Here is a 19,013-nt window from a genome sequence, read left to right as displayed (position 1 = left end):
ACCGTCATGAACACCACCACCCTCCGCGGATCGCTGCTCGCCGCCCTCGCGTGCGTCCTCGTCGGAGGCTCCTTCACCGCCAACAGCGTCCTGGGCCACTACCCGTACGCGGGCGGTCAGTTCCTTCGCTACGGTCTCGCCTGCGTGTTGCTCCTGCCGCTGGTCGCACGGGGTGGCACGGCACCGCTGCGGCGGCTCGCGGTACGCCGGTGGGGGCGCCTCGCGCTGCTCGCGGCCGTCGGCATGGTCGGCTTCAACCTCGCCGTGATCGCCGCTGAACGCACCGCGGAACCGGCTGTTCCTGGCGTCTTCGTGGGTTGCGCCCCGGTGGTCGTGGCCGTTGTCGTCCCCCTTCTTGAAGGTCGCCGGCCGCAACGTCCGGTCCTGTACGGGGCGTCACTCGTCGCGGTGGGCGCCTTCACGGTCCAGGGCTGGGGCCGCACCGACGGCACGGGGATCGCGTACTCGGTGTGCGCGCTCGCGGGCGAGGTGGGCTTCGCGGTGCTCGCCGTACCGGTGCTGCGCCCGCTCGGACCCCGGCTGCTGTCGGCCACCGTCTGCGGGATCGCCGCGGTCGAGTCGGCGGTGGCCGGGATCCTCACCGCGTGCCTCACCGGCGGCGCGTGGCTGCGGACGCCGGACACCACCGAGGCCGCCGCGCTGTTGTGGCAGGCGGCGGTCGTCACGGTCGTCGGCTTCGTGTGCTGGTACATGGGCATGCAGCGCATCGGCGCGGAGCGCGCCACGCTCTTCTCCGGGCTCATCCCCGTCGCCGCGGCCTGCACGGCGCCGTTGGTCGGCACCGGCGCGTACGGCGCCGCGCAGGCCGCGGGCAGCGCCCTGGTCGGCGCGGGCGTCGTCCTGGGCTCCGGCGCGTGGCGCCTCACCCGGCGTCGGTCAGCGGCTGCCGTCGAGGATCACACGGGCGACGAGCGCCGGGTCGTCGTTCATCGGGACGTGACCGCAGCCCGGCAGCCGCACCAGCCGGGCCTGGGGAATGATGTGCTTGGCCCGGATCCCCTGGCGGCGTACCAGCAGCCGGTCCCGGGTGCCCCAGGCCACGGTGACGGGCAGCCCCGGGATGTCGTCCGTGAACTGGACGCCGGTGCCGGCCCGGAGGGTGTCGGCGAAGCCCTCGGCACGGGCCAGCGCGAGGGTCTCGGCGACCACGGCCTCGGGTGAACGGCGGCCGGGCCGGGCGTAGATGGTGCTGGTCAGGGCGGCCCGCCCGGCCGCCGAGCGGGAGAGCCGCTCGATCACCGGGAGCGGCAGGCGCCGTGCGCCCTGCCGCATCGCGAGCAGCACACCGAAGGCGTAACGCCGCTCGACCGGCGACCAGAACCCGGCGGGCGAGATCGCGGTGACGGACCGTACGAGCTTCTCGCGGCCCAACTCCAGGGCCAGCAGGCCGCCCAGGGAGTTGCCGGCCACGTGCGGACGCTCGATCTCCAGCGCCTCGCACAGGCCGCCGAGCGTGGGCACCACCGTCCCGAGGTCGTGCGTGAGCCCGTCGGGCAGCGCCGGGGACTCGCCGAACCCGGGCAGGTCGACGGCTATCACCTCGCGTTCGGCGGCCAGGATGTGCACGACCGGGTCCCAGGCCTGCCGGTGGTGGCCGATGCCGTGCAGCAGGAGCAGCGGTTCGCCGGTGCCCACGCGCGCGTAGGACATGGTCACGGTCCGCGGACCGTGCGCGGAGGGAATGCTGAAGGAGACCGTGGCGGACATGATGCTGCTCCTCGTCTGGTGGCACGCTGACGAACCAACTTCGTAGACAGCTTGTCAGCAACTACTACCGACGGGTAGCCCCCTGTCGCCACGAGACCGACGCGTTCACCGGCGCCGCCTGGACACGGCGGGATGTGCCGGGATGGGATGGAGTCGTGACCATCGACACCGCGACCGAGGTCTTCGAAGAGCACCGCCCCGTCCTGATGGGCGTCGCCTACCGCATGCTGGGACGGGTGGCCGACGCCGAGGACGTCGTCCAGGAGGCCTGGTTGCGCTGGTCCGGCGCCGACCGGACCGAGGTGCGCGAACCACGCGCCTACCTGGTGCGCATCGCCACCCGGCTCGCCGTCGACCGGCTGCGCCAGGTGCGGTCGCGCAACGAGGCGTACGTGGGACCGTGGCTTCCCGAGCCGTATCTCACCGACTTCGGGGACACCGCCCCCGACACCGCCGAGCGGGCCGTGCTCGCCGACTCCGTCTCGCTCGCCGTCCTCGTCGTCCTGGAGTCCCTGTCGCCCCTGGAACGCGCGGTGTTCGTCCTCAGAGAGGCGTTCGGCTACCCGTACGCGGACATCGCCGCGGTCCTCGACCGGGGTGAGCCCGCCGTGCGCCAACTCGCCGGACGGGCACGCAAGCACGTCGAGGAACGACGCCCGCGCTACGAGGTCGACCCGGCCGAACGCCGCGACCTGACCGAGCGGTTCCTCGCGGCGGCGGACGGAGGAGACCTGGAGGCGCTCATGTCCCTGCTGGCCCCGGACGTCCGCCTGATCGGCGACAGCGGCGGACTGTCCAAGGCGCCGCTGCGGGTCATCGAAACCGCCGACAAGGTGGGCCGCTTCCTGTACGCCGTCGCCCAGCAGGGTGTTCCCGACGTGTCGTACCGCTCTCTGGAACTCAACGGAGGCGCCGCGCTCCTCGTCCTCTCCGGCGGCAAGCCCGACAGCGCCGTCCAGCTGGATGTCGTGGACGGCCGGATCCAGTGCGTCTACATCGTGCGCAACCCCGAGAAGCTGGTGTCCCTGGGCAACCGGTAGCCACCGCGGTCCCCGCATGCCGCCTCGAAAGCCCCCGCCTTCTGGACGGGGGCTTTCGACGTTGTGTCACGAACATCACCGCGCGCGAACGCCCTGTGAACGCTGTGCGGCAAGGCGCCTCCGCAATCCGTAAGGGATCGAGGATTGGTCTTGACCAAGGGTGGGGGCGGCCCTATGGTCGCAGGGATAGTGCAAGAACCTTTAATAAACAAGGGCGCTAAAACGCCGCCGGGCCACGGCGATTGCGGAGGACAGGGTGGGGACCACGCAGCTGGAAACGGTGCCGGAGCCGAAGTACTGGCATCTCAAGACGGTGCTCACCGAGGCATTGGACTCCGAGTTCTCCGTGGGCGAGGTCCTGCCCAACGAACGCGACCTCGCGGCCAGGTTCGGCGTCGCCCGCGCCACGCTGCGCCAGGCGCTGGAGCAACTGGAGCTCGAAGGGCGACTGCAGCGCCGCCGCGGGGTGGGCACGACCGTCGCCCCGCCGCGCATGGGCGTGGCCGTCGGAACCGAGCAGCATGTGTGGCCGGGCGCGGTCGGCGACGCCTGGCGGCCCGTGGACTGCGCGGTGGCGGTCCCGCCCGCCGCGGTGGCCGAGGTCCTGGAGACGGGCCCCGAGGACCAGGTGCACACGATCCGCCGCTCCCGTGTGACGCACGGCCAGCCGGTCGCCGCCGAGCTGCTCTACATCCCGGCGTCCTCGGTACCCGGCCTCTCCGCGATCGACGCCCCGTCGGGGGCGACCCTCGCCCGTGCCGTGCTGCGCGAACTGCAGCACCTCGACCTGGAGGGCCAGGACCGGGCCGTGGAGCTCGGCTCGGCCCGCGCGGACGACGCCAAGGAGCTCGACCGGCTGCCCGGGGCGCCCGTCCTCGTCGTCACGACCCGTTACTTCGCCGAGGGGCGCACCGCTGCGGTCTCCGTGGCCACGTACCGCGCCGACACCTGCCGGCTGACCTTCGGCGACTCCGGCGGCGTGGAGATCCACCACGACCCCGAGCGCCGGGCTTCCTGAGCCGCGGCCCAGGCCTGGTCCGAACGACAGGCCCCCAGGTCTGAGCCGTCACGCCCCGGAACACTCCGGGGCGTGACGGCTTTCTCGTGCCCGTGAGGCCGGTGGCCGGCTTCCGTGCCCGTGAGACCGCTGGTCAGCGGCGTGCGGTCACGGTCCCCTCCACCGCGAACAGCTGCTCCTCCACATGATCGAGGGCCAGCCGCAGGGCGCCCGTCGCGACGGCCGCCTCGCCCAGCAGGGAGAGCGCTACCTTGGGCGGACGCAGACAGTAGCGCGCCAGCTCGCGCCGCAGCGGTTCCAGTACGCCGTCCAGACCGGCAGCCCAGCCGCCGACGACGACCAGTTCCGGGTCGAGGGCGAGGACGAGGGCCGCCACGTCGTGCACGAGGCGCTGGATGAAGCGGTCGACCGCCGCGCGAGCCCGCTGGTCACCGCCCTTGGCCAGTGCGAAGACCTCGGCGACGGCCTGCTCGTCGAGCGGGTGCAGGGGCTCGTCCGTGGTCGACAGCAGCGTCTCGGGAGTGGCTCCGCGGCCGAGCAGATGGAGCGCCCCGATCTCCCCGGCTGCGCCCCCGTATCCCCGGTGCAGCCGCCCGCCGATCAGCGAACCGGCCCCCGGGCTCAGCCCGGCCAGCACGAACACCACATCGTCCGACTCCGTCGCCGATCCCTTCCAGTGCTCGGCGACCGCCGCCGCGTTGGCGTCGTTCTCGACGAGCACCGGGCATTTGAAGGAACGGTTCAGCCGGTCGCCCAGGCGCAGTCCCGTCCACTCCGGCAGCGCCGTGCCCAGGCGCACGGTGCCGTCCGCCTCGACGATCCCCGGGCTGCCCACGCCGACCGCACGCAGGGAACTGCGCGCGACACCCGCCCGGCGCAGCAGATCGGCGACCGCCGTGCGCAGCCGTTCCAGCCGCTCGTCCGCCGACGCGGTCGCGTCCACCTCCTTGGACATGGCGCCCAGCACCCGGCCGTCCAGATCGGCGAGGAGCCCCGCGACGCGATGGGGGCCGATCTCCAGGCCCAGCAGATGGCCCGCCTCGGCCCGGAACCGAAACCTCCGCGCGGGACGGCCCTGACGCCGTGCCGCGCCCTCCTCGGCCGCCTTCTCGACCACGAGCCCGGCTTCGATCAGCCCTTCCACGACACCTTCGACCGTGGGCCGGGACAACCCGGTCACCCGGGTGATCTCGGTCAGCGTCGCGCAGTCCGTGGCACGCAACGCGTGCAGCACCACCGCGGAATTGATCCTTCGCAGCAGAGAGGGGTCCCCGCCGGTCAACCGCCCCAACGTCCGTCCTCCCAGCTCGTGCGCGTGTTGGCCGGATCGTACTCGGCGCGGCGCGCCCCGGCGAGAGCCGGGGACCTCCTTTGCTACCGACCGGTCGCTTCGGCCACCGGCGGACCGCCGTTTCAGCCAGGGGCCACGAACCCCGACTCGTACGCCGCGATGACCGCCTGCGTACGGTCCCGGGCTCCCAGCTTCGCCAGTACGGCGCTGACGTGCGACTTGACCGTCTCGGTCCCGACGATCAGCCGCCCGGCGATCTCCGCGTTCGACAGCCCCCGGGCCATCAGCCGCAGCACCTCCGCCTCCCGCTCGGTCAGCGCGGCCCGCTCCATGGCCGCCCGCGCCGCCGGATTCCCGCCGCCGTCCCCGTACTCGGCCGCCAACTGCCGTACGGACGCGGGGAACAGCAGCGACTCGCCCTCCGCGACGAGCCGCACGGCGTGCACGATCTCGGCGGGCCTGGCCCGCTTCAGCAGAAAACCGTCGGCACCCGCGCGCAGCGCCTCGTAGACGTACTCGTCGTTCTCGAACGTGGTCACGACGAGGATCTTCGGGGGATCGCTCACGGTCCGCAGGACCGCGCGCGTGGCCTCGATGCCGTCCATGAGCGGCATGCGGACGTCCATGGCGACGACGTCCGGCCGCAGCTGTCGCACGAGCGGGATCACCGCGGCGCCGTCGGCCGCCTCGCCGACGACCTCGATGTCGGGCTGCGCCGCCAGGACGGCCCGCAGACCCGCGCGGACGAGCGGTTCGTCGTCGACGAGGAGAACGGTGACCGGCATCCGGCCAGCGTAGATCAGCGCAACGGCAGCTCGACGCGTACCTGCCAGTCACCCCCGTCCGGCCCGGTCCGTGCCCGCCCGCCGAGCAGCGCCGCCCGCTCCCGAATGCCCCGCAGGCCACTGCCGCGGCCCGGCCCCGGTATCCCGGCCGTCAGCGGATTGCGGACCTCCAGGCCCAGAGTGCCGTCGTCGACCGCGATACGGACCCGCACCGGCACGCTCCCCGCGTGCCGCAGCACGTTGGTCAGGGACTCCTGGAGGATGCGATAGCCCTCGCGGGAGACCGGTCCCGGCACGTTCTCCAACGCACCCGTCACCTCGGCGTCGACCTTCGCACCCGAGCCGCGCGCCGACTCCAGGAGCCGGTCGGCCTCGCTCAGCGTGGGTCGGCCGCTCGCGGGGCGCCCCGCCTCGCGCAGCACGCCGAGCACGCGCTCCAGGTCCTCCAGGGCGGCCCGGCCGGTGTCCTCGATGGCGAGCAGCGCCCGGTCGGTGAACGCGGGGTCGCCGGCCGCCCGCGCCGCGCCCGCCTGCACCACCGCCACGGTCAGCGCGTGCCCGATCGAGTCGTGCAGCTCACGGGCGATGCGCGTGCGTTCCAGGAGCTGTTCGGTGCGCTCCTCCAGGGCGGCGAGGCGCTCGGCGGGGGAGGGGCCAAGCAGCCGGCGCGCGATGACCGTGACCAGCTCGCCGAGACCGACGACCGCGCCGTACAGAGCGAGCAGCGGCACCGGTACGAGCAGGGCACAGGCCCACGGCGGGGGCGACAGGGGCAGCAGTGTGATGTCGACGGGGCGACCCCAGGCGGCCCCGGCCAGTTCGACGGCGGTCACCGGCATCCAGACGGTGACCCCCGTCGCCACCGCCCCGAGGCCCATCCGTACTTCGAGCCACAGCACGGTGCGCAGCCGGTCCCGCCAGGTCGCCGACGGCGCGACCGAGATCGCCGCGTCCCGGTCGCCCCGCTCCCGCGGCTCGTCCGGCGCCAGCATGTACCGCGCCTGCACGCCCTCGCCCCGCCGCACGGCCGGGACCAGCCCCAGCGGGATCAACAGCACCGCGGGCACCCACGGTCTCGACATGTCGATGAACAGCCACACACTGACGAACAGCGTCGGCACCCACAGATGCAGCAGGCGCGTGTAGGTGGTCCCCAGGAACAACGGGCGCAGAAAGCGGGCCATCGCGCCATCGTCCCAGCCGGCCCCGCGGGCCGGCTTCCCCCGAGCGGGGGAGACGATCTCCACCGGCGGGGGAGTACCGACCGCGCAAAGGCCGCGAGGCTGGGTCCATGACCAGCATCGACGTCCAGAACCTGACCAAGGAATACGGCGGTCGGCGCGCCGTGGACGACCTCACCTTCAGCGTGCTTCCCGGCCGCGTCACCGGCTTCCTCGGACCCAACGGCGCCGGAAAGTCCACCACCATGCGGCTCGTCCTGGGCCTGGACCGGCCCACGTCCGGCACCGCCACCGTCGGCGGCCGGCCCTACGCCTCGCACGACGAGCCGCTGCGCCAGGTCGGAGCACTGCTCGACGCCGGGGCCGCGCACGGCTCGCGCACCGCGCGCGACCATCTGCGGGCACTCGCCGCGAGCAACCGCATCTGCGAACGCAGGGTGGACGCCGTGCTGGAGGAGTCGGGGCTCGCGTCCGTGGCGCGGCGCAGGGTGAAGACGTACTCCCTGGGCATGCGACAGCGCCTGGGCATCGCGGCCGCGCTCCTCGGCGACCCACCCGTGGTGCTGCTCGACGAGCCGTCGAACGGGCTCGACCCCGAAGGGATCATCTGGATCCGCGAAGTGCTGCGCCGACTGGCCCGTGAAGGCCGCACGGTGCTCGTCTCCAGCCATCTCATGAACGAGACCGCGTCCTTCGCCGACCACCTCGTCGTCCTCGGCCGGGGCAGGCTCCTCGCCGACACACCCCTGCGGGAGTTCATCCACGCGCGCGTGCGGCCCCGGGTACGGGTGCGCACCACGGACGGCGCCGCTCTCGGCGCGCTGCTCGCACGCCACGGTCACGAGGCCGTCGAGGATGCGGACGGACGGTGGACCGTCCCGCACGCACGTGTGGAGGACATCGGGCTCCTCGCCTCCGGCGCGGGCCTGCCGATCCTCGAACTCGCGGCGGAGGAGGGCACGTTGGAGCAGGCGTACCTCGACCTCACGGCCGCCGAAGCCGAGTTCACCGCCGTACCGTCGCCCACCCGGCCCCAGGAGGCCCGATCATGACCTTCGCACCCGTACTCCACGCGGAGTGGATCAAAATCCGTACGCTGCGGTCCCTCGTCGCGGGACTGCTCGCGGTGCTCCTGGCGACGGCGGCCTTCTCCGCGCTCGCCGGCCTCGACGACTCCGGGGGCCAGGACTTCGACCCGCTGTTCTCGGTGTTCTTCGGCGTGAGCTTCGGGCAGATCGCGGCGATCACCTTCGGCGCGCAGGCCGTCGCGGCCGAGTTCCGGGGCGGCGCGCTGCGGGTGTCGCTGGCCGCGGTGCCCCGGCGGGGACGGTGGTTCGCGGCCAAGGTGGTGGCGATCGGGGTTCCCGCGCTGGCCGTCGGCCTGGTGACAGGGCTCGTGAGCCTGCTCGTGGGCAAGGCGGTCCTCGGAACCAGGGCGGGCGGGCTGACGTGGGGCGAAGGGGTACGCGGGGCCGTGGGCTGCGGCCTCTACCTGGCGCTGATGGCCCTGTTCGCCGCCGGGCTCACGGCCGTACTGCGCAGCGCGGTCGCCACGTTGGGCATCCTGGTGCCGTTCCTCCTGATCGTCTCCTTCGTGATCGGCGGAATGTCGGGCGGCGCGGCCGACTTCCTGCCCGACAGGGCGGGCCAAGTGGTGCTCCACGAGACGTGGGACGGCGCCCTCGGCCCCTGGACCGGGCTCATGGTGACCGCGGCCTGGACAGCGGCCGCCCTCGCGGCGGGCGCGTGGAGCGTACGGCGCAGGGACGCCTGACGGCACGCCAATTGTCAGTGGCAGCGGCTTTACTGGATCTCATGACCAGCGCGCAGCACCTCGCCACCATCCTGCGGCTGTGCTCCGAGGACTTCCCCCGTGAGCACGGCCGGTCGGACGTCGGCGACGCGGGACCCGGTTACCACATCGCCGAGTTAGCGACGAGCGAGGAATTCTGGGAGGACGACGGCACGGCACGGGAGGAGACGGCGGAGCAGTACGAGGCCGACAGGGACGGTCTTTCGGTGCTGCTCACGCACCGCTGGGGGCCTCCGCAGGTCTTCAGCCTGTCGAGCGTGCTCGACCGGACGACGGACGGGGAGGACATACCCGAGCCCTGGGGCGTCCTGAGCGGGCATGTGCCGGACGTGCACCTCTGGAAGGCGACCGGGCACGACCGCTGGGTCGCCCTCGGTGTCTCACAGTGGGACAAGGAGTTGCCGTTCCAGCTCCTGGCCGTGATCACCGAGATCGACCCACCGTGACCTGATCCGCTACGCCTCGGCGGCAGCCACCCGCAGCCGTCCGAACTCCTCGGCCATCGTCGCCGCCGTCCAGTGCGCGTTGAGCCCACTCGGGTTGGGCAGCACCCAGACCCGGGTGTCCCCGATCGTCCGCTCCTGCGGGCCGATCACGGCCTTCCGGTCCTCGAAGGCCGCCCTGTAGGCGGTCACCCCCACCACCGCCAGCCACCCCGGCCGCAGTCGCTCCACCTTGGCGCTCAGCAGCCGTCCGCCCTCGCGGTACTCCTCCGCGGACAGCTCGTCGGCCCGGGCGGTCGCGCGCGCCACCACGTTCGTGATGCCGAGCCCATGCGACGGCAACTCGCCCTGCTCCGACGGCTTCATCAGCCGGGGCGTGAACCCCGACAGATGCAGCACGGGCCAGAAGCGGTTGCCGGGACGGGCGAAGTGGTGGCCCGTGGCGGCGGTCATCAACCCCGGATTGATGCCGCAGAAAAGCACCTCGAGGCCGTCCCCGACGACATCCGGCACCAGCCGGTCGCGGGCGGCCTCGAGGTCCGCGGGAGTGAGCCGCGTCAGAGGATCGCCCCCGGCGTGTAGCCCGCGGCCTCCGGGTGCTGCTTCACGATCTCCTCGATGCGGCCGACCACGGCGGCGACCTGGGCGGCCGCGGCACCGGTGAACGACAGCTTGTCGGCCATCAGCTCGTCCAGCTGCGCGCGGTCGAGCGGAATGCGCTCGTCGGCGGCGAGCTTGTCGAGGAGTTCGTTGCGCTCGGCGCCCTGTTCGCGCATGGCGAGCGCGGAGGCGACGGCGTTCTCCTTGATCGCCTCGTGCGCGACCTCACGGCCGACGCCCGCGCGCACCGCGCCCATCAGGACCTTGGTCGTCGCGAGGAAGGGCAGGTAGCGGTCCAGCTCGCGCGCGACGACGGCCGGGAAGGCGCCGAACTCGTCGAGGACGGTGAGGAAGGTCTCCAGCAGACCGTCCAGCGCGAAGAACGCGTCGGGCAGCGCGACCCGGCGGACCACCGAGCAGGACACGTCGCCCTCGTTCCACTGGTCGCCCGCCAGCTCGCCCGTCATCGAGGCGTAGCCGCGCAGGATGACCATGAGGCCGTTGACACGCTCGCAGGAGCGGGTGTTCATCTTGTGCGGCATCGCCGAGGAGCCGACCTGGCCCGGCTTGAAGCCCTCGGTGACCAGCTCGTGCCCGGCCATCAGGCGGATCGTCTTGGCCGTCGAGGACGGCGCGGCCGCCAGCTGCACCAACGCGGTCACGACCTCGTAGTCCAGCGAGCGCGGGTAGACCTGGCCGACGGAGGTGAAGGCCTGCGAGAAGCCGAGGTGCCCGGCGATCCGCTGCTCCAGCTCGGCGAGCTTCGCCGCGTCCCCGCCCAGCAGGTCGAGCATGTCCTGCGCGGTGCCGACCGGGCCCTTGATGCCGCGCAGCGGGTAGCGGCCGAGCAGCTCCTCGACGCGGCCGTGCGCGACGAGCAGCTCGTCGGCCGCGGTCGCGAAGCGCTTGCCGAGAGTGGTGGCCTGGGCGGCCACGTTGTGCGAGCGGCCGGCCATGACCAGTTCGGCGTACTCGCCCGACAGCTTGCCGAGCCGCGCCAGGACGGCCACCGTGCGGTCGCGCATCAGCTCCAGCGAGAGCCGGATCTGCAGCTGCTCGACGTTCTCGGTGAGGTCCCGGGACGTCATGCCCTTGTGTACGTGCTCATGCCCGGCGAGGTCGTTGAACTCCTCGATCCGCGCCTTCACGTCGTGCCGCGTGACCTTCTCGCGCTCGGCGATGGAGGCCAGGTCGACCTGGTCGAGGACCCGCTCGTAGTCGGCGATCGCGGCGTCCGGGACCTCGATCCCGAGGTCCTTCTGCGCCCGCAGCACGGCGAGCCAGAGCTGACGCTCCAACTTCACCTTCTGCTCGGGGGACCAGAGCGTGGCGAGCTCGGCGGAGGCGTAGCGTCCGGCGAGGACGTTGGGGATACGGGGCTTTGCAGGCGCGGCAGTCACGTGGACGGAGTTTACCCGCCGTCCGGAGGGGCTCCGGAACGTCAGCACGCTCCGGAGCCCAGGTCAGCGCCGGTGGCCCTGGCCGGGCGACCCTAGGGCCGGATGCCGTCGCAGGCGATCGGCAGATGGCGCGGGCCGCGCAGGACCGCGTTCTGCCGGTAGGGCGGCGGGTCCTCCAGCAGCCGGGGGTTCTCCAGTCTGCGGGCCAGCTCGCTCAGCGCGAGCTGTGCCTCCAGGCGGGCGAGCGGGGCGCCGAAGCAGCTGTGGATGCCGCTGCCGAAGCCGAGGTGCTGGATGTCCCCGCGGTCCGGGTCGAAGCGGTCCGGATCCTCGAAGCGGTCGGGGTCGCGGTTCCCCGCCGCCAGCACCAGCCACAGCGACGCGCCCTTGGGGATGGTGACCCCACGGACCTCGATGTCGGTGAGCGTGGTGCGCTGCGGCACCAGCTGAACCGGCGGCTCGAACCGCAGCAGCTCCTCGACGACGGGGACGGCGAGGTTCGGGTCCTTGCGCAGCCGTTCGAGCACGTCGGGGTTGCGCAGCAGGGTCAGCATGCCGTTGGTGATGAGGTTGACCGTCGTCTCGTGGCCGGCGATCAGCAGGAGGGCCGCGGTGCTCAGGACCTCCATCGTCGTCATGACACCGTCGGGCCCTCCCGCCGTGGACAGCTGGGACAGCATGTCGGCACCGGGCTTCTTGCGGCGTTCCTCGATGAGTCCGGCCAGATACATGCCCAGCTCGGTACGGGCGTTGTGGGAGACCTTGGCGCGCTCGTCGGTGTCGGCGCCCGGGTCGGGGTCCAGGCTGGCGGCGATCGTGTCGGCCCAGGAGTGGAAGCGCGCCTCGTCCTCGCGCGGCACCCCCAGCAGCCGGCAGATCACGGTCACGGGGAAGGGATAGGAGAACTGGTCGACCAGATCGATCCGGTCCGGGTTGTCGATGCCGTCGATGAGCCCGGAGACGATGTCCTTCAGCTCGCCGTGCATCTCGTGGACACGCCGCGGGGAGTGCGGCGGCCCGAACGGCCGGTTCGTCATGCGCCGCAGCCGGTCGTGCTCCGGCGGGTCCAGCCGCAGGAAGCTCGGCGGAAGGGCCGTCTCGTCGTCCGCTTCGGCGGCCAGCGGGTTCGCGGTCGCCGGGGTCTTCAGATTGCGGGCGTCGGAGCTGATGCGCGGATCGTGGAGCAGACTCTGGATGTCGTAGTACCTGCTGAGGACGAACGGTCCGTCCGCGTCGTGGTACACCGGCGTCTTGCGCAGCTCCTCGTACAGCGGATACGGATCGGCGCGGTGGGCGTAGTTGATGATCTGCCTCAGGATGGCTTCGGTCATGGGTGCGTCCTAGGGAACGTCGGATCAGTGCCGAGCGGGGGTGAACGTCAGCCGTCGGTCGTCCGGCGCGTATCCGCTGAGGGTGACGGTCGGGCCGTGGGTGGGCACGGACGGGTCGGGGAAGTCGGCGGGGATCGGCTGCTGCCCCTCGGGACGGCGGTCCACCGTGGGGAAGGCCGGTGGGAAGGGCGCCGTGGTCTCGATGAGCTGCTGGTAGAACTGCAGCCACTTCGTCTGGTCGAAGGTGACGGCGCCGATGACGCGCCCCTGGTACCCGTAGACGCCGGTGAACCGGTGCTCGCTGCGGGAACCCTGGGCGATGAGGATCTCCGTGCCCATCGACGGCACCCCGACGGACTTGATGTTCACGCCGAACTGGGAGGACCAGAAGGCGGGCACCCAGATGTGGGGGCGGCGGTCGGCGCTCTCGCTCAGCATGTTGTGCGCGGCGGTCTCGGCCTGGGCGACGGCGTTGCCCCAGTGCTCCAGGGACAGGAACTGGTATCCGAACAGGGGGTGCGGGGACCGCGCGACGTCACCGGCCACATAGATGTCGTCGGTGACGATGCCCCGGATGTCGAAGGCCCGGCACCCGGCGTCACAGGCGATGCCCCGCAGACCCGCGCCGAGTCCCGACCCGGCGAGCCATTCGGTGTTGCGCTGGGCACCGAGGGAGACGATCACCACGTCGGCCTCGACGGTGCTCCCGTCGGAGAAGTGCGCGGCGCGGACGTGTCCCGCGGAGTCGCCCTCCAGGCGGGTCACCATGACGCCGCAGCGCAGGTCGACGCCGTGTTTGCGCTGCAGCTCGGCCGCGACCTCGCCGACGACTCCGCCGAGCGCTCCGACCAGCGGCGCGTCGGCCCGTTCGGCCACGGTGACCGCGATCCCGCGTTCCCGGCAGGCGGAGGCGATCTCGGAGCCGGTGAACCCGGCGCCGATGACGAGCACGCGGCGGGGGCCCTGCGCGAGCGAGCGCTCCAGCGCTTCGGCGTCGTCGCGGGTCCGCAGCACGAACACCCCGTCGAGCTCCGCCTCGTCCTCCTGGGGCCAGGGTCTGGCTCGTACACCGGTGGCGATGAGCAGCCGGTCGTACTCCACCTCGTCGCCGTCGGCCAGCCGTACCCGCCGGGCCGCCATGTCGAGGCCGGTGGCCGGGACCCCGAGGCGCCACTGCGCGTCGACGGCGCGGAGCCGGGGGAGGCCGGTGCGGTCCGCCGTCGCCCTGCCCAGCAGGACCTGCTTGGACAACGGCGGTCGGTCGTACGGCTCGTAGGGCTCGTCCCCGATCATCGTGAGGGAACCGGCGAACCCCTTCTCCCGCAGGGTCTCCGCGGCCCGAAGTCCCGCGAGTGAGGCGCCGACGACGACGATGCGGCCTTCACGCTTGAGCCGGTCCAGCGAACCGTCGACGCTCACCGGCCGGCCTCCCGGTCGGATCCGGGGTTCCCGCCGGGGGAGTTCGCGTCCACCATGATGGCCTGGACGGGACACGCGGCCACGGCTCGCGCCATGTCCTCGCGCCGGTCCTCCTCGACCTCGGGGCGGTAGAGCAGGGACTCGTCCCCGTGCATGGCGAACACATCGGGAGCCAGGAAGGCGCACTGCGCGTATCCCTGGCAGCGGTTGAGATCGACGACAAGCCTCACCGAGGATCTGCCTTTCCGTGGCCCGTTCCCGTCCCCCTCCTCCACAGCATGCGCGAGAGGGTGCTCAGCCGCTCGCCGGCGTACGCAGGCCGACACGGAGGAGGTGCAGGCTGACGACCAGTGCCCAGGCCGGGAAGACCAGCTCCGACCAGGGCAGTGAGGATCCCGCGACGAGCAGGACAAGCCCCGCGAGATAGCCGAGGACGGCGAGCGGACGGGGGAGGACGCCGAGACGGTGACCGATGGTCGAGGTCGTGAAGACGAACACGGCGGCCATGCGGAGCGCGTACGTCGTCATCAGCGTGTAGGCGAAGTGGCGGCCGAAGCCGGAGGGCTGGCTCAGTACGCTGCCCGCCGCGGCGCCGGCCGCGAACATGGTGGCCACGTAGACCAGTCCGCTGCCCATGAAGACGGTGGCGATGAATCTGTCCTCGGCATCGCCGACCCGTGCGCGCAGGGCGCCCATGAACCACAGGAAGAAGATCCCCGCGAACGGGAGGATCTCCAAAGCCGTACGCACCGCCCAGCGTTCGTTCGGCGCGACGGTCGCGTCGGCGGCGTTCCCCGCGGGGATCGCGATCCGCACCAGTACGATCCCCGCCGCCAGCAGGAGGGCGAACACCGTCCCCGCCAGCCCGGCGGCGCGCGGCGTCCGCAGCCGTTCTTCCCTCGGCTTCATCGGCGCTCGCTCTCTTCCCGAAGCCCCCGTTCCCCTCTCGGTCCAGCAAGCAGGTACGGGTGCGCCCACGCCACCGGGGACACCCGTGGGGGTGACGTCCCCGCTGGGCCGGAGGCCGGTTGCGGGAGTCGGCCGCGCTACGGTGCGTCGGCCAGCTCGGCCAGGATGTCGCCGTGGCACAGCTCGGGTGCGCACCAGCAGGCCAGCGTCTTGCCACGCAGGGCGGGCACCTGATCGAGGAGGTCGGGGCGTTCCAGGAGATACGCCCGGTACTTCTCCATGATCTCGGCGCGGGTGCCGTCGCGCTTCTTGGTGGGGGTGTCGTAGGCGTAGGGGTTGTAGAGCGGGTGCTGCGGGAGGTCCCAGTGGCCCATGGTCCAGCGGCGGCCGATGTAGACGAGGTCCGCCGGGGCGTGTTCGAGCCGGGGGCCGAACTCGTGGATATGACCCTTGAGGTTGATCACGCTGGTGGGCATGGGATTCCCTTCGGCCGTCCGCCTACCCAACGGTGTCTACCCCACGGACCCCTCGTACGGCAGCATCTCCGGCCGCTTGGCCGGGCGTCCGTCACCGGATGGCCCCGCCACTACGCAGGCCATCACTTCTCCAGCCGCCTGGTCGCCCACGGCATCGACGTCCGCGGGATCCTCGGCGTCCACATCAACACCGCCGAGTGCTGGACACACCTGGCCAGTCGGGGTACGGCGCCTCCTTCGTGAGGGGCCAGAACTGCTCACCGCAGGAGCAGAAGTATACCGTCGCACGCTCGCCGGGCCGGAACATCTCCTCATGCCAGGGCCGGTGCCCGGTGCGCCAGGCATGCCACATCGCTCGGATCACAGGTGCTCATCGAGAGCGCGACTGTAGTAACGGACCCCGCTCTTCGACCTGATGCCCCCGTTCGTCACACTGACGCCGTGCCTCGAACAGCCACCGCGACCTCGTCCCGGCGGGTCCGTCGCCTCACCACGATGGCGTTTTTCGGTCCGCCGGTGATCGTCGGGCTGTCGTTGCTGGCCGCCAATCCGGACTGGAGCGTGCTCGGGCTGGTGCTCGGGACCTTCACGCTGATCGCGACTCTCTCGCTGCTGATCACCGCCGCGCCGAACGGGTGGTTGATCGTCGGCGGGGTGATCGTGGGGATCGCCGCGCTGTCCGGGCCGGGGCCGGTGCTGCAGGCGGAGGTGATGGCGCACCAAGGGCAGCGGGTGGAGGTGCGGGTCACCTCGGTGAAGACGTACCAGGGCAAGCACGGGCCGGAGTACTCCTGCCATCTGGGGCGGGTGGACGGCAAGCCGCTCAAGCACGCCGAGCTGGGTAATGACTCCTGCGACGGGCCGATGGAAGTCGGGCAGACCGAGGACGTGCTCGTCGACCCGCACGGCTGGACGGCGCCGGAGCCGGCCGAGACGGACTACAGCGGGATCGACATCGCCGCGTGGGCCCTGCCGGTGGTATTGGTGCTCTTCGAGCTGCTGGTCTGGTTGTCCCGGCGGGTCGGGCTGCGCCGGTTCGAGGGCCGCTGATGGCGCCCGGGTCCCGGAAGAACGTGGCCTTGGCCCCCGTACGTGGTGCGGCGGCTCGTCCGTATGGCCGCGTTCGTCCGGCAAGACCGGCCCGATCTACCACTGCAGGCTGAACCGGACCGACGGCAGGCCGATGGACCACGCCAACATCGTCGGCATGGGCTGCGACGGCACGGAGGACGCGGGCACCACCGAGGACCTGCTGGTGGACCCGAGCGGCTGGCCGGCCGAGCGGTGCCAAGCCGAGCGCCGACAACCGGAACAAGAAGAAGCGCAAACCCATGACCAAACTTCGCGCAGGTCGGCGGCCGACCTGAGTCCGGCGGCGCGATCGAGATCAACTCGTTCCTGTAAGGGCTCCTCAAGGGATCCGGCCGACGAAAACCGAACGGCCCGCCGGGCGAACCGGGGGCCGTCACGGTGTTTCGGATCAGGAGTCGGATCTCAGAGTCCGGAGTCCCCGTCCTCGTACCTGTGCGAGTCGCCCTTGATACGGATGCTGAGGGACTTCGCGCGCTCATGGTTCTGCGCGTGGTCGATCGAGCGGAACAGCAGTTGGTGCTTGCCGTCGCCCCGTACCTTGAACCGTGAGGTGTACTGCTTCCAGCCCCTGCCGTCGAGGTTGTACTCGGTCCTGGCCACACCGGACAGGTCGTCCGTGGCGGTCAGGGTGACGGTGACATTCGAGTGGTGGACGCCGTGCCTGTCGGGGCGCGGGGTCGTCGTGGCCTTGGTGACCGGTGGCGTGGTGTCCAGCGGTTCGTTCATCGCCTCGTCGGCCGGGGTCATCTCGTTCTCCACCGTCGGCGCCGGCATGCTGCCCGAGGCGTTGGTACCGATGGAGCCGACGCGCAGCAGGAGGTTGCCCCAGTCGTCCCAGCCGGTGAGCCGAGTGCGCTGTCCGTCGCCGTTGATGTCGTAGCTGACCGGCCTTTGGCTGATCTGGCCGTCGCAGTTCCAGTCGACCTGCTCGTCCGCCGAGGGAACGGTGACGTAGGCGCCGCCTCCTCCCGGGTTCGCGCAGTAGTGCTTCAGGTCGTGGTTCCCGCTGGTGGTCGGATAGGACGTTTCGTAGAGGCTGTTCTCGTCGAGTGCGGTGTTCTGATGGGAGAGGTCCATGCTTCCCGTGGTGGACCCGGAGGTGAGGCCCATCTGGTACGCATAGTTCATCACGCTGAAGTACTGCGGCTTGTGGTTGACGTTGTTGTTCCCGCCGTGCTCCAGGTTGAGATTGTGGCCCAACTCGTGCATGAACGTGCCGGCCTGCTCGGAGACGGTGCCCACCTGATTGGCGAAGCTGCCCAGGCTGACGATGAGGTCACTTCCCGGGGTGGGGGCGATGCCGCTGGAGGTGCTGCCGGACTCCAGGTTGTGTGCCGAGATGGCGTAGTGGAAGATCGGCGCCCGACCGGTGCTCTTGAAGCCTCCGGTCTCCGTCTTGATCTTGTTGAACGCATCCCACTGGTAGAGACCGTTGACCGAGGTTCCCAGGTTCTTCGTCTCCGTGAGTTTCCGGGCCGTGCTCAGGTCTCCCCACTTCGTCTCGGCCGCGAAGTCGAGGATGCTGTCCGGCCCTGCGTCCACGTGCAGGTTGATGCCGGTGCTGGGCGAGTGGCGGTTGTAGGGCGAGTTCGCGAAGGCGTCGACCACCCGTTTGATCGCCTCGGGCGAGAGGGCGTGGCTGTGGTCCTTGTCCGCCATCCAGTCGACCTGGACGAAGACGTCCGGCTTGTCGACGCTGGCCCCCATCGCCGGCAGGTTGATGAACTTCCGGCCGGGCCCAGGCTGGGTGTGGGCGCTGCCGTCGGTCGGGTTGATGTAGATGCCGTTCGTCTTCCAGCTGTCGGGGATGCCGTCGCAGGTCTTGGAGTTGCAGTCGAAGGTGTAGTCGACGGTCGGGTCGAAGCCCTGACCGCCGCTGTGACTGATCACGTAGCCGGACGGCGCTGACGCGGTGTAGCCGGCCGAACCGAACAGGGGGGCGTCCCACCCGATGTTCGCCTGCCCGGACTCCCGGTTGATGTTGAAAGCCACGGTCCCCACGTTGCCGCGAGGGTCGTTGCACGCGTTGAGGGTCCAACTGACGGTGGTGCCCGCGCCGATGTGTTCCGGCAGGGTGGTGGGGCACCCGTTGTACCTGGACTGGCCCAGGGTCAGATCGCGGTCGCTGTTGTTGGTGAACCGCACGGTCAACAGGGAACCCGAGCGCAGCGCGGCAGCGGCCGGCGTGGCGGCTGCCGCCAGAGTGACCAGTACCAGGGTCAGCATGCCCAGGATCGTGAGTCTGCCGGGGCGGGACAGGCCTGTGCCGCCGGCTCGTCTCCAGGCAACACCGACATGACGCTGTGTGTTCATGGCGGCACGGTATGGTAACGCTCAGTGTCTACCTCGCGTGACGCGACGCGTTGTCACTCCGGTGGTCGTCCGTGCGTTGCCGGTCTCCGGCGATGATCCTTCCGGATGTTGCAGCCCGTCACGTCGTCGCGTCCCGCTGGGCCTCAGCGGCCGGAGAAGCCTTCGGCGGCTTTG

General features: G+C 71.3%; 18 protein-coding genes and 1 pseudogene. 7 read left to right on the top strand and 12 right to left on the bottom strand.

The features are described from left to right. Positions 1–6 precede the first annotated feature (6 nt). A pseudogene (locus AQJ27_RS53000) lies at positions 7–852 on the top strand (DMT family transporter); the annotation flags it as partial. A gap of 45 nt (positions 853–897) precedes the next feature. On the opposite strand, the gene AQJ27_RS37425 reads toward AQJ27_RS53000, so the two are convergent. Further along, on the bottom strand, positions 898–1,728 hold the full coding sequence (locus tag AQJ27_RS37425) for an alpha/beta fold hydrolase (protein WP_067378888.1): 831 nt from the start codon (positions 1,726–1,728) through the stop codon (positions 898–900). Positions 1,729–1,883: 155 nt separating this feature from the next. Between AQJ27_RS37425 and AQJ27_RS37420 the strand changes: the two genes are divergently transcribed. Further along, the gene (locus AQJ27_RS37420; RefSeq protein WP_067378886.1) at positions 1,884–2,768 is read left to right on the top strand and encodes an RNA polymerase sigma-70 factor; all 885 of its coding nucleotides are present in this window, start codon (positions 1,884–1,886) and stop codon (positions 2,766–2,768) included. A gap of 256 nt (positions 2,769–3,024) precedes the next feature. Next, positions 3,025–3,786, top strand: a complete 762-nt coding sequence (locus AQJ27_RS37415; protein WP_067378882.1) for a GntR family transcriptional regulator — start codon at positions 3,025–3,027, stop codon at positions 3,784–3,786. A gap of 133 nt (positions 3,787–3,919) precedes the next feature. On the opposite strand, the gene AQJ27_RS37410 is transcribed toward AQJ27_RS37415, so the two are convergent. The 3 genes from AQJ27_RS37410 to AQJ27_RS37400 form a co-directional block, all read right to left on the bottom strand. After that, a complete protein-coding gene (locus tag AQJ27_RS37410; RefSeq protein ID WP_067378879.1) occupies positions 3,920–5,077 on the bottom strand; it encodes an ROK family transcriptional regulator in 1,158 nt (385 codons plus the stop codon). A 122-nt stretch (positions 5,078–5,199) separates the two neighbouring features. Further along, positions 5,200–5,862, bottom strand: a complete 663-nt coding sequence (locus tag AQJ27_RS37405; protein WP_067378875.1) for a response regulator transcription factor — start codon at positions 5,860–5,862, stop codon at positions 5,200–5,202. A gap of 14 nt (positions 5,863–5,876) precedes the next feature. Further along, entirely contained in the window at positions 5,877–7,046 is a 1,170-nt protein-coding gene (locus tag AQJ27_RS37400; protein ID WP_067378872.1) for a sensor histidine kinase, read from the bottom strand. Positions 7,047–7,153: 107 nt separating this feature from the next. Between AQJ27_RS37400 and AQJ27_RS37395 the strand changes: the two genes are divergently transcribed. Genes AQJ27_RS37395 through AQJ27_RS37385 form a run of 3 tightly spaced genes read left to right on the top strand, consistent with a single transcriptional unit; the run spans position 7,154 to position 9,302 of the window. Continuing rightward, the gene (locus tag AQJ27_RS37395; protein WP_067378868.1) at positions 7,154–8,095 is read left to right on the top strand and encodes an ABC transporter ATP-binding protein; all 942 of its coding nucleotides are present in this window, start codon (positions 7,154–7,156) and stop codon (positions 8,093–8,095) included. After that, positions 8,092–8,817 carry an ABC transporter permease subunit gene (locus tag AQJ27_RS37390; RefSeq protein WP_067378864.1) on the top strand — a complete coding sequence of 242 codons (726 nt, stop codon included), beginning with the start codon at positions 8,092–8,094 and terminating at the stop codon, positions 8,815–8,817. The genes AQJ27_RS37395 and AQJ27_RS37390 overlap by 4 nt, the downstream gene beginning before the upstream one ends. A 41-nt stretch (positions 8,818–8,858) precedes the next feature. Then, complete coding sequence (locus tag AQJ27_RS37385) at positions 8,859–9,302, top strand: hypothetical protein (protein WP_067378860.1); 444 nt, start codon at positions 8,859–8,861, stop codon at positions 9,300–9,302. 9 nt (positions 9,303–9,311) lie between these two features. On the opposite strand, the gene mug is transcribed toward AQJ27_RS37385, so the two are convergent. The 7 genes from mug to AQJ27_RS37350 form a co-directional block, all read right to left on the bottom strand. Beyond that, complete coding sequence (mug, locus tag AQJ27_RS37380; protein ID WP_079065532.1) at positions 9,312–9,860, bottom strand: G/U mismatch-specific DNA glycosylase; 549 nt, start codon at positions 9,858–9,860, stop codon at positions 9,312–9,314. Beyond that, a complete protein-coding gene (purB, locus tag AQJ27_RS37375; RefSeq protein ID WP_067378854.1) occupies positions 9,857–11,299 on the bottom strand; it encodes an adenylosuccinate lyase in 1,443 nt (480 codons plus the stop codon). Before purB ends, mug begins: the two co-directional genes overlap by 4 nt. Positions 11,300–11,391: 92 nt before the next feature. Further along, complete coding sequence (locus AQJ27_RS37370; RefSeq protein WP_067378851.1) at positions 11,392–12,630, bottom strand: cytochrome P450; 1,239 nt, start codon at positions 12,628–12,630, stop codon at positions 11,392–11,394. 24 nt (positions 12,631–12,654) lie between these two features. After that, on the bottom strand, positions 12,655–14,049 hold the full coding sequence (locus AQJ27_RS37365; protein WP_067378848.1) for an NAD(P)/FAD-dependent oxidoreductase: 1,395 nt from the start codon (positions 14,047–14,049) through the stop codon (positions 12,655–12,657). Then, entirely contained in the window at positions 14,046–14,279 is a 234-nt protein-coding gene (locus tag AQJ27_RS37360; protein ID WP_067378846.1) for a ferredoxin, read from the bottom strand. The genes AQJ27_RS37365 and AQJ27_RS37360 overlap by 4 nt, the downstream gene beginning before the upstream one ends. A gap of 64 nt (positions 14,280–14,343) precedes the next feature. Continuing rightward, positions 14,344–14,958 (bottom strand): hypothetical protein, encoded by a 615-nt coding sequence (locus AQJ27_RS37355; RefSeq protein ID WP_067378843.1) that lies wholly within the window; start codon positions 14,956–14,958, stop codon positions 14,344–14,346. Positions 14,959–15,095: 137 nt separating this feature from the next. Continuing rightward, positions 15,096–15,434, bottom strand: a complete 339-nt coding sequence (locus AQJ27_RS37350; RefSeq protein ID WP_067378840.1) for a DUF4326 domain-containing protein — start codon at positions 15,432–15,434, stop codon at positions 15,096–15,098. A 516-nt stretch (positions 15,435–15,950) separates the two neighbouring features. Between AQJ27_RS37350 and AQJ27_RS37345 the strand changes: the two genes are divergently transcribed. Continuing rightward, the gene (locus AQJ27_RS37345) at positions 15,951–16,484 is read left to right on the top strand and encodes a hypothetical protein (RefSeq protein ID WP_067378838.1); all 534 of its coding nucleotides are present in this window, start codon (positions 15,951–15,953) and stop codon (positions 16,482–16,484) included. Between the two features lie 444 nt (positions 16,485–16,928). Here AQJ27_RS37345 and AQJ27_RS37340 read toward each other — a convergent pair whose 3' ends face one another. Beyond that, positions 16,929–18,839: an OmpL47-type beta-barrel domain-containing protein gene (locus AQJ27_RS37340; RefSeq protein WP_159064492.1), complete on the bottom strand. Its 1,911-nt coding sequence runs from the start codon at positions 18,837–18,839 to the stop codon at positions 16,929–16,931. Between the last annotated feature and the right edge of the window lie 174 nt (positions 18,840–19,013).

The organism is Streptomyces olivochromogenes (assembly GCF_001514115.1).
Lineage (GTDB): Bacteria > Actinomycetota > Actinomycetes > Streptomycetales > Streptomycetaceae > Streptomyces > Streptomyces olivochromogenes.
The sequence above is the reverse complement of the archived record's forward strand: the minus strand, read 5'-3'. Positions and strand labels throughout refer to the sequence as shown.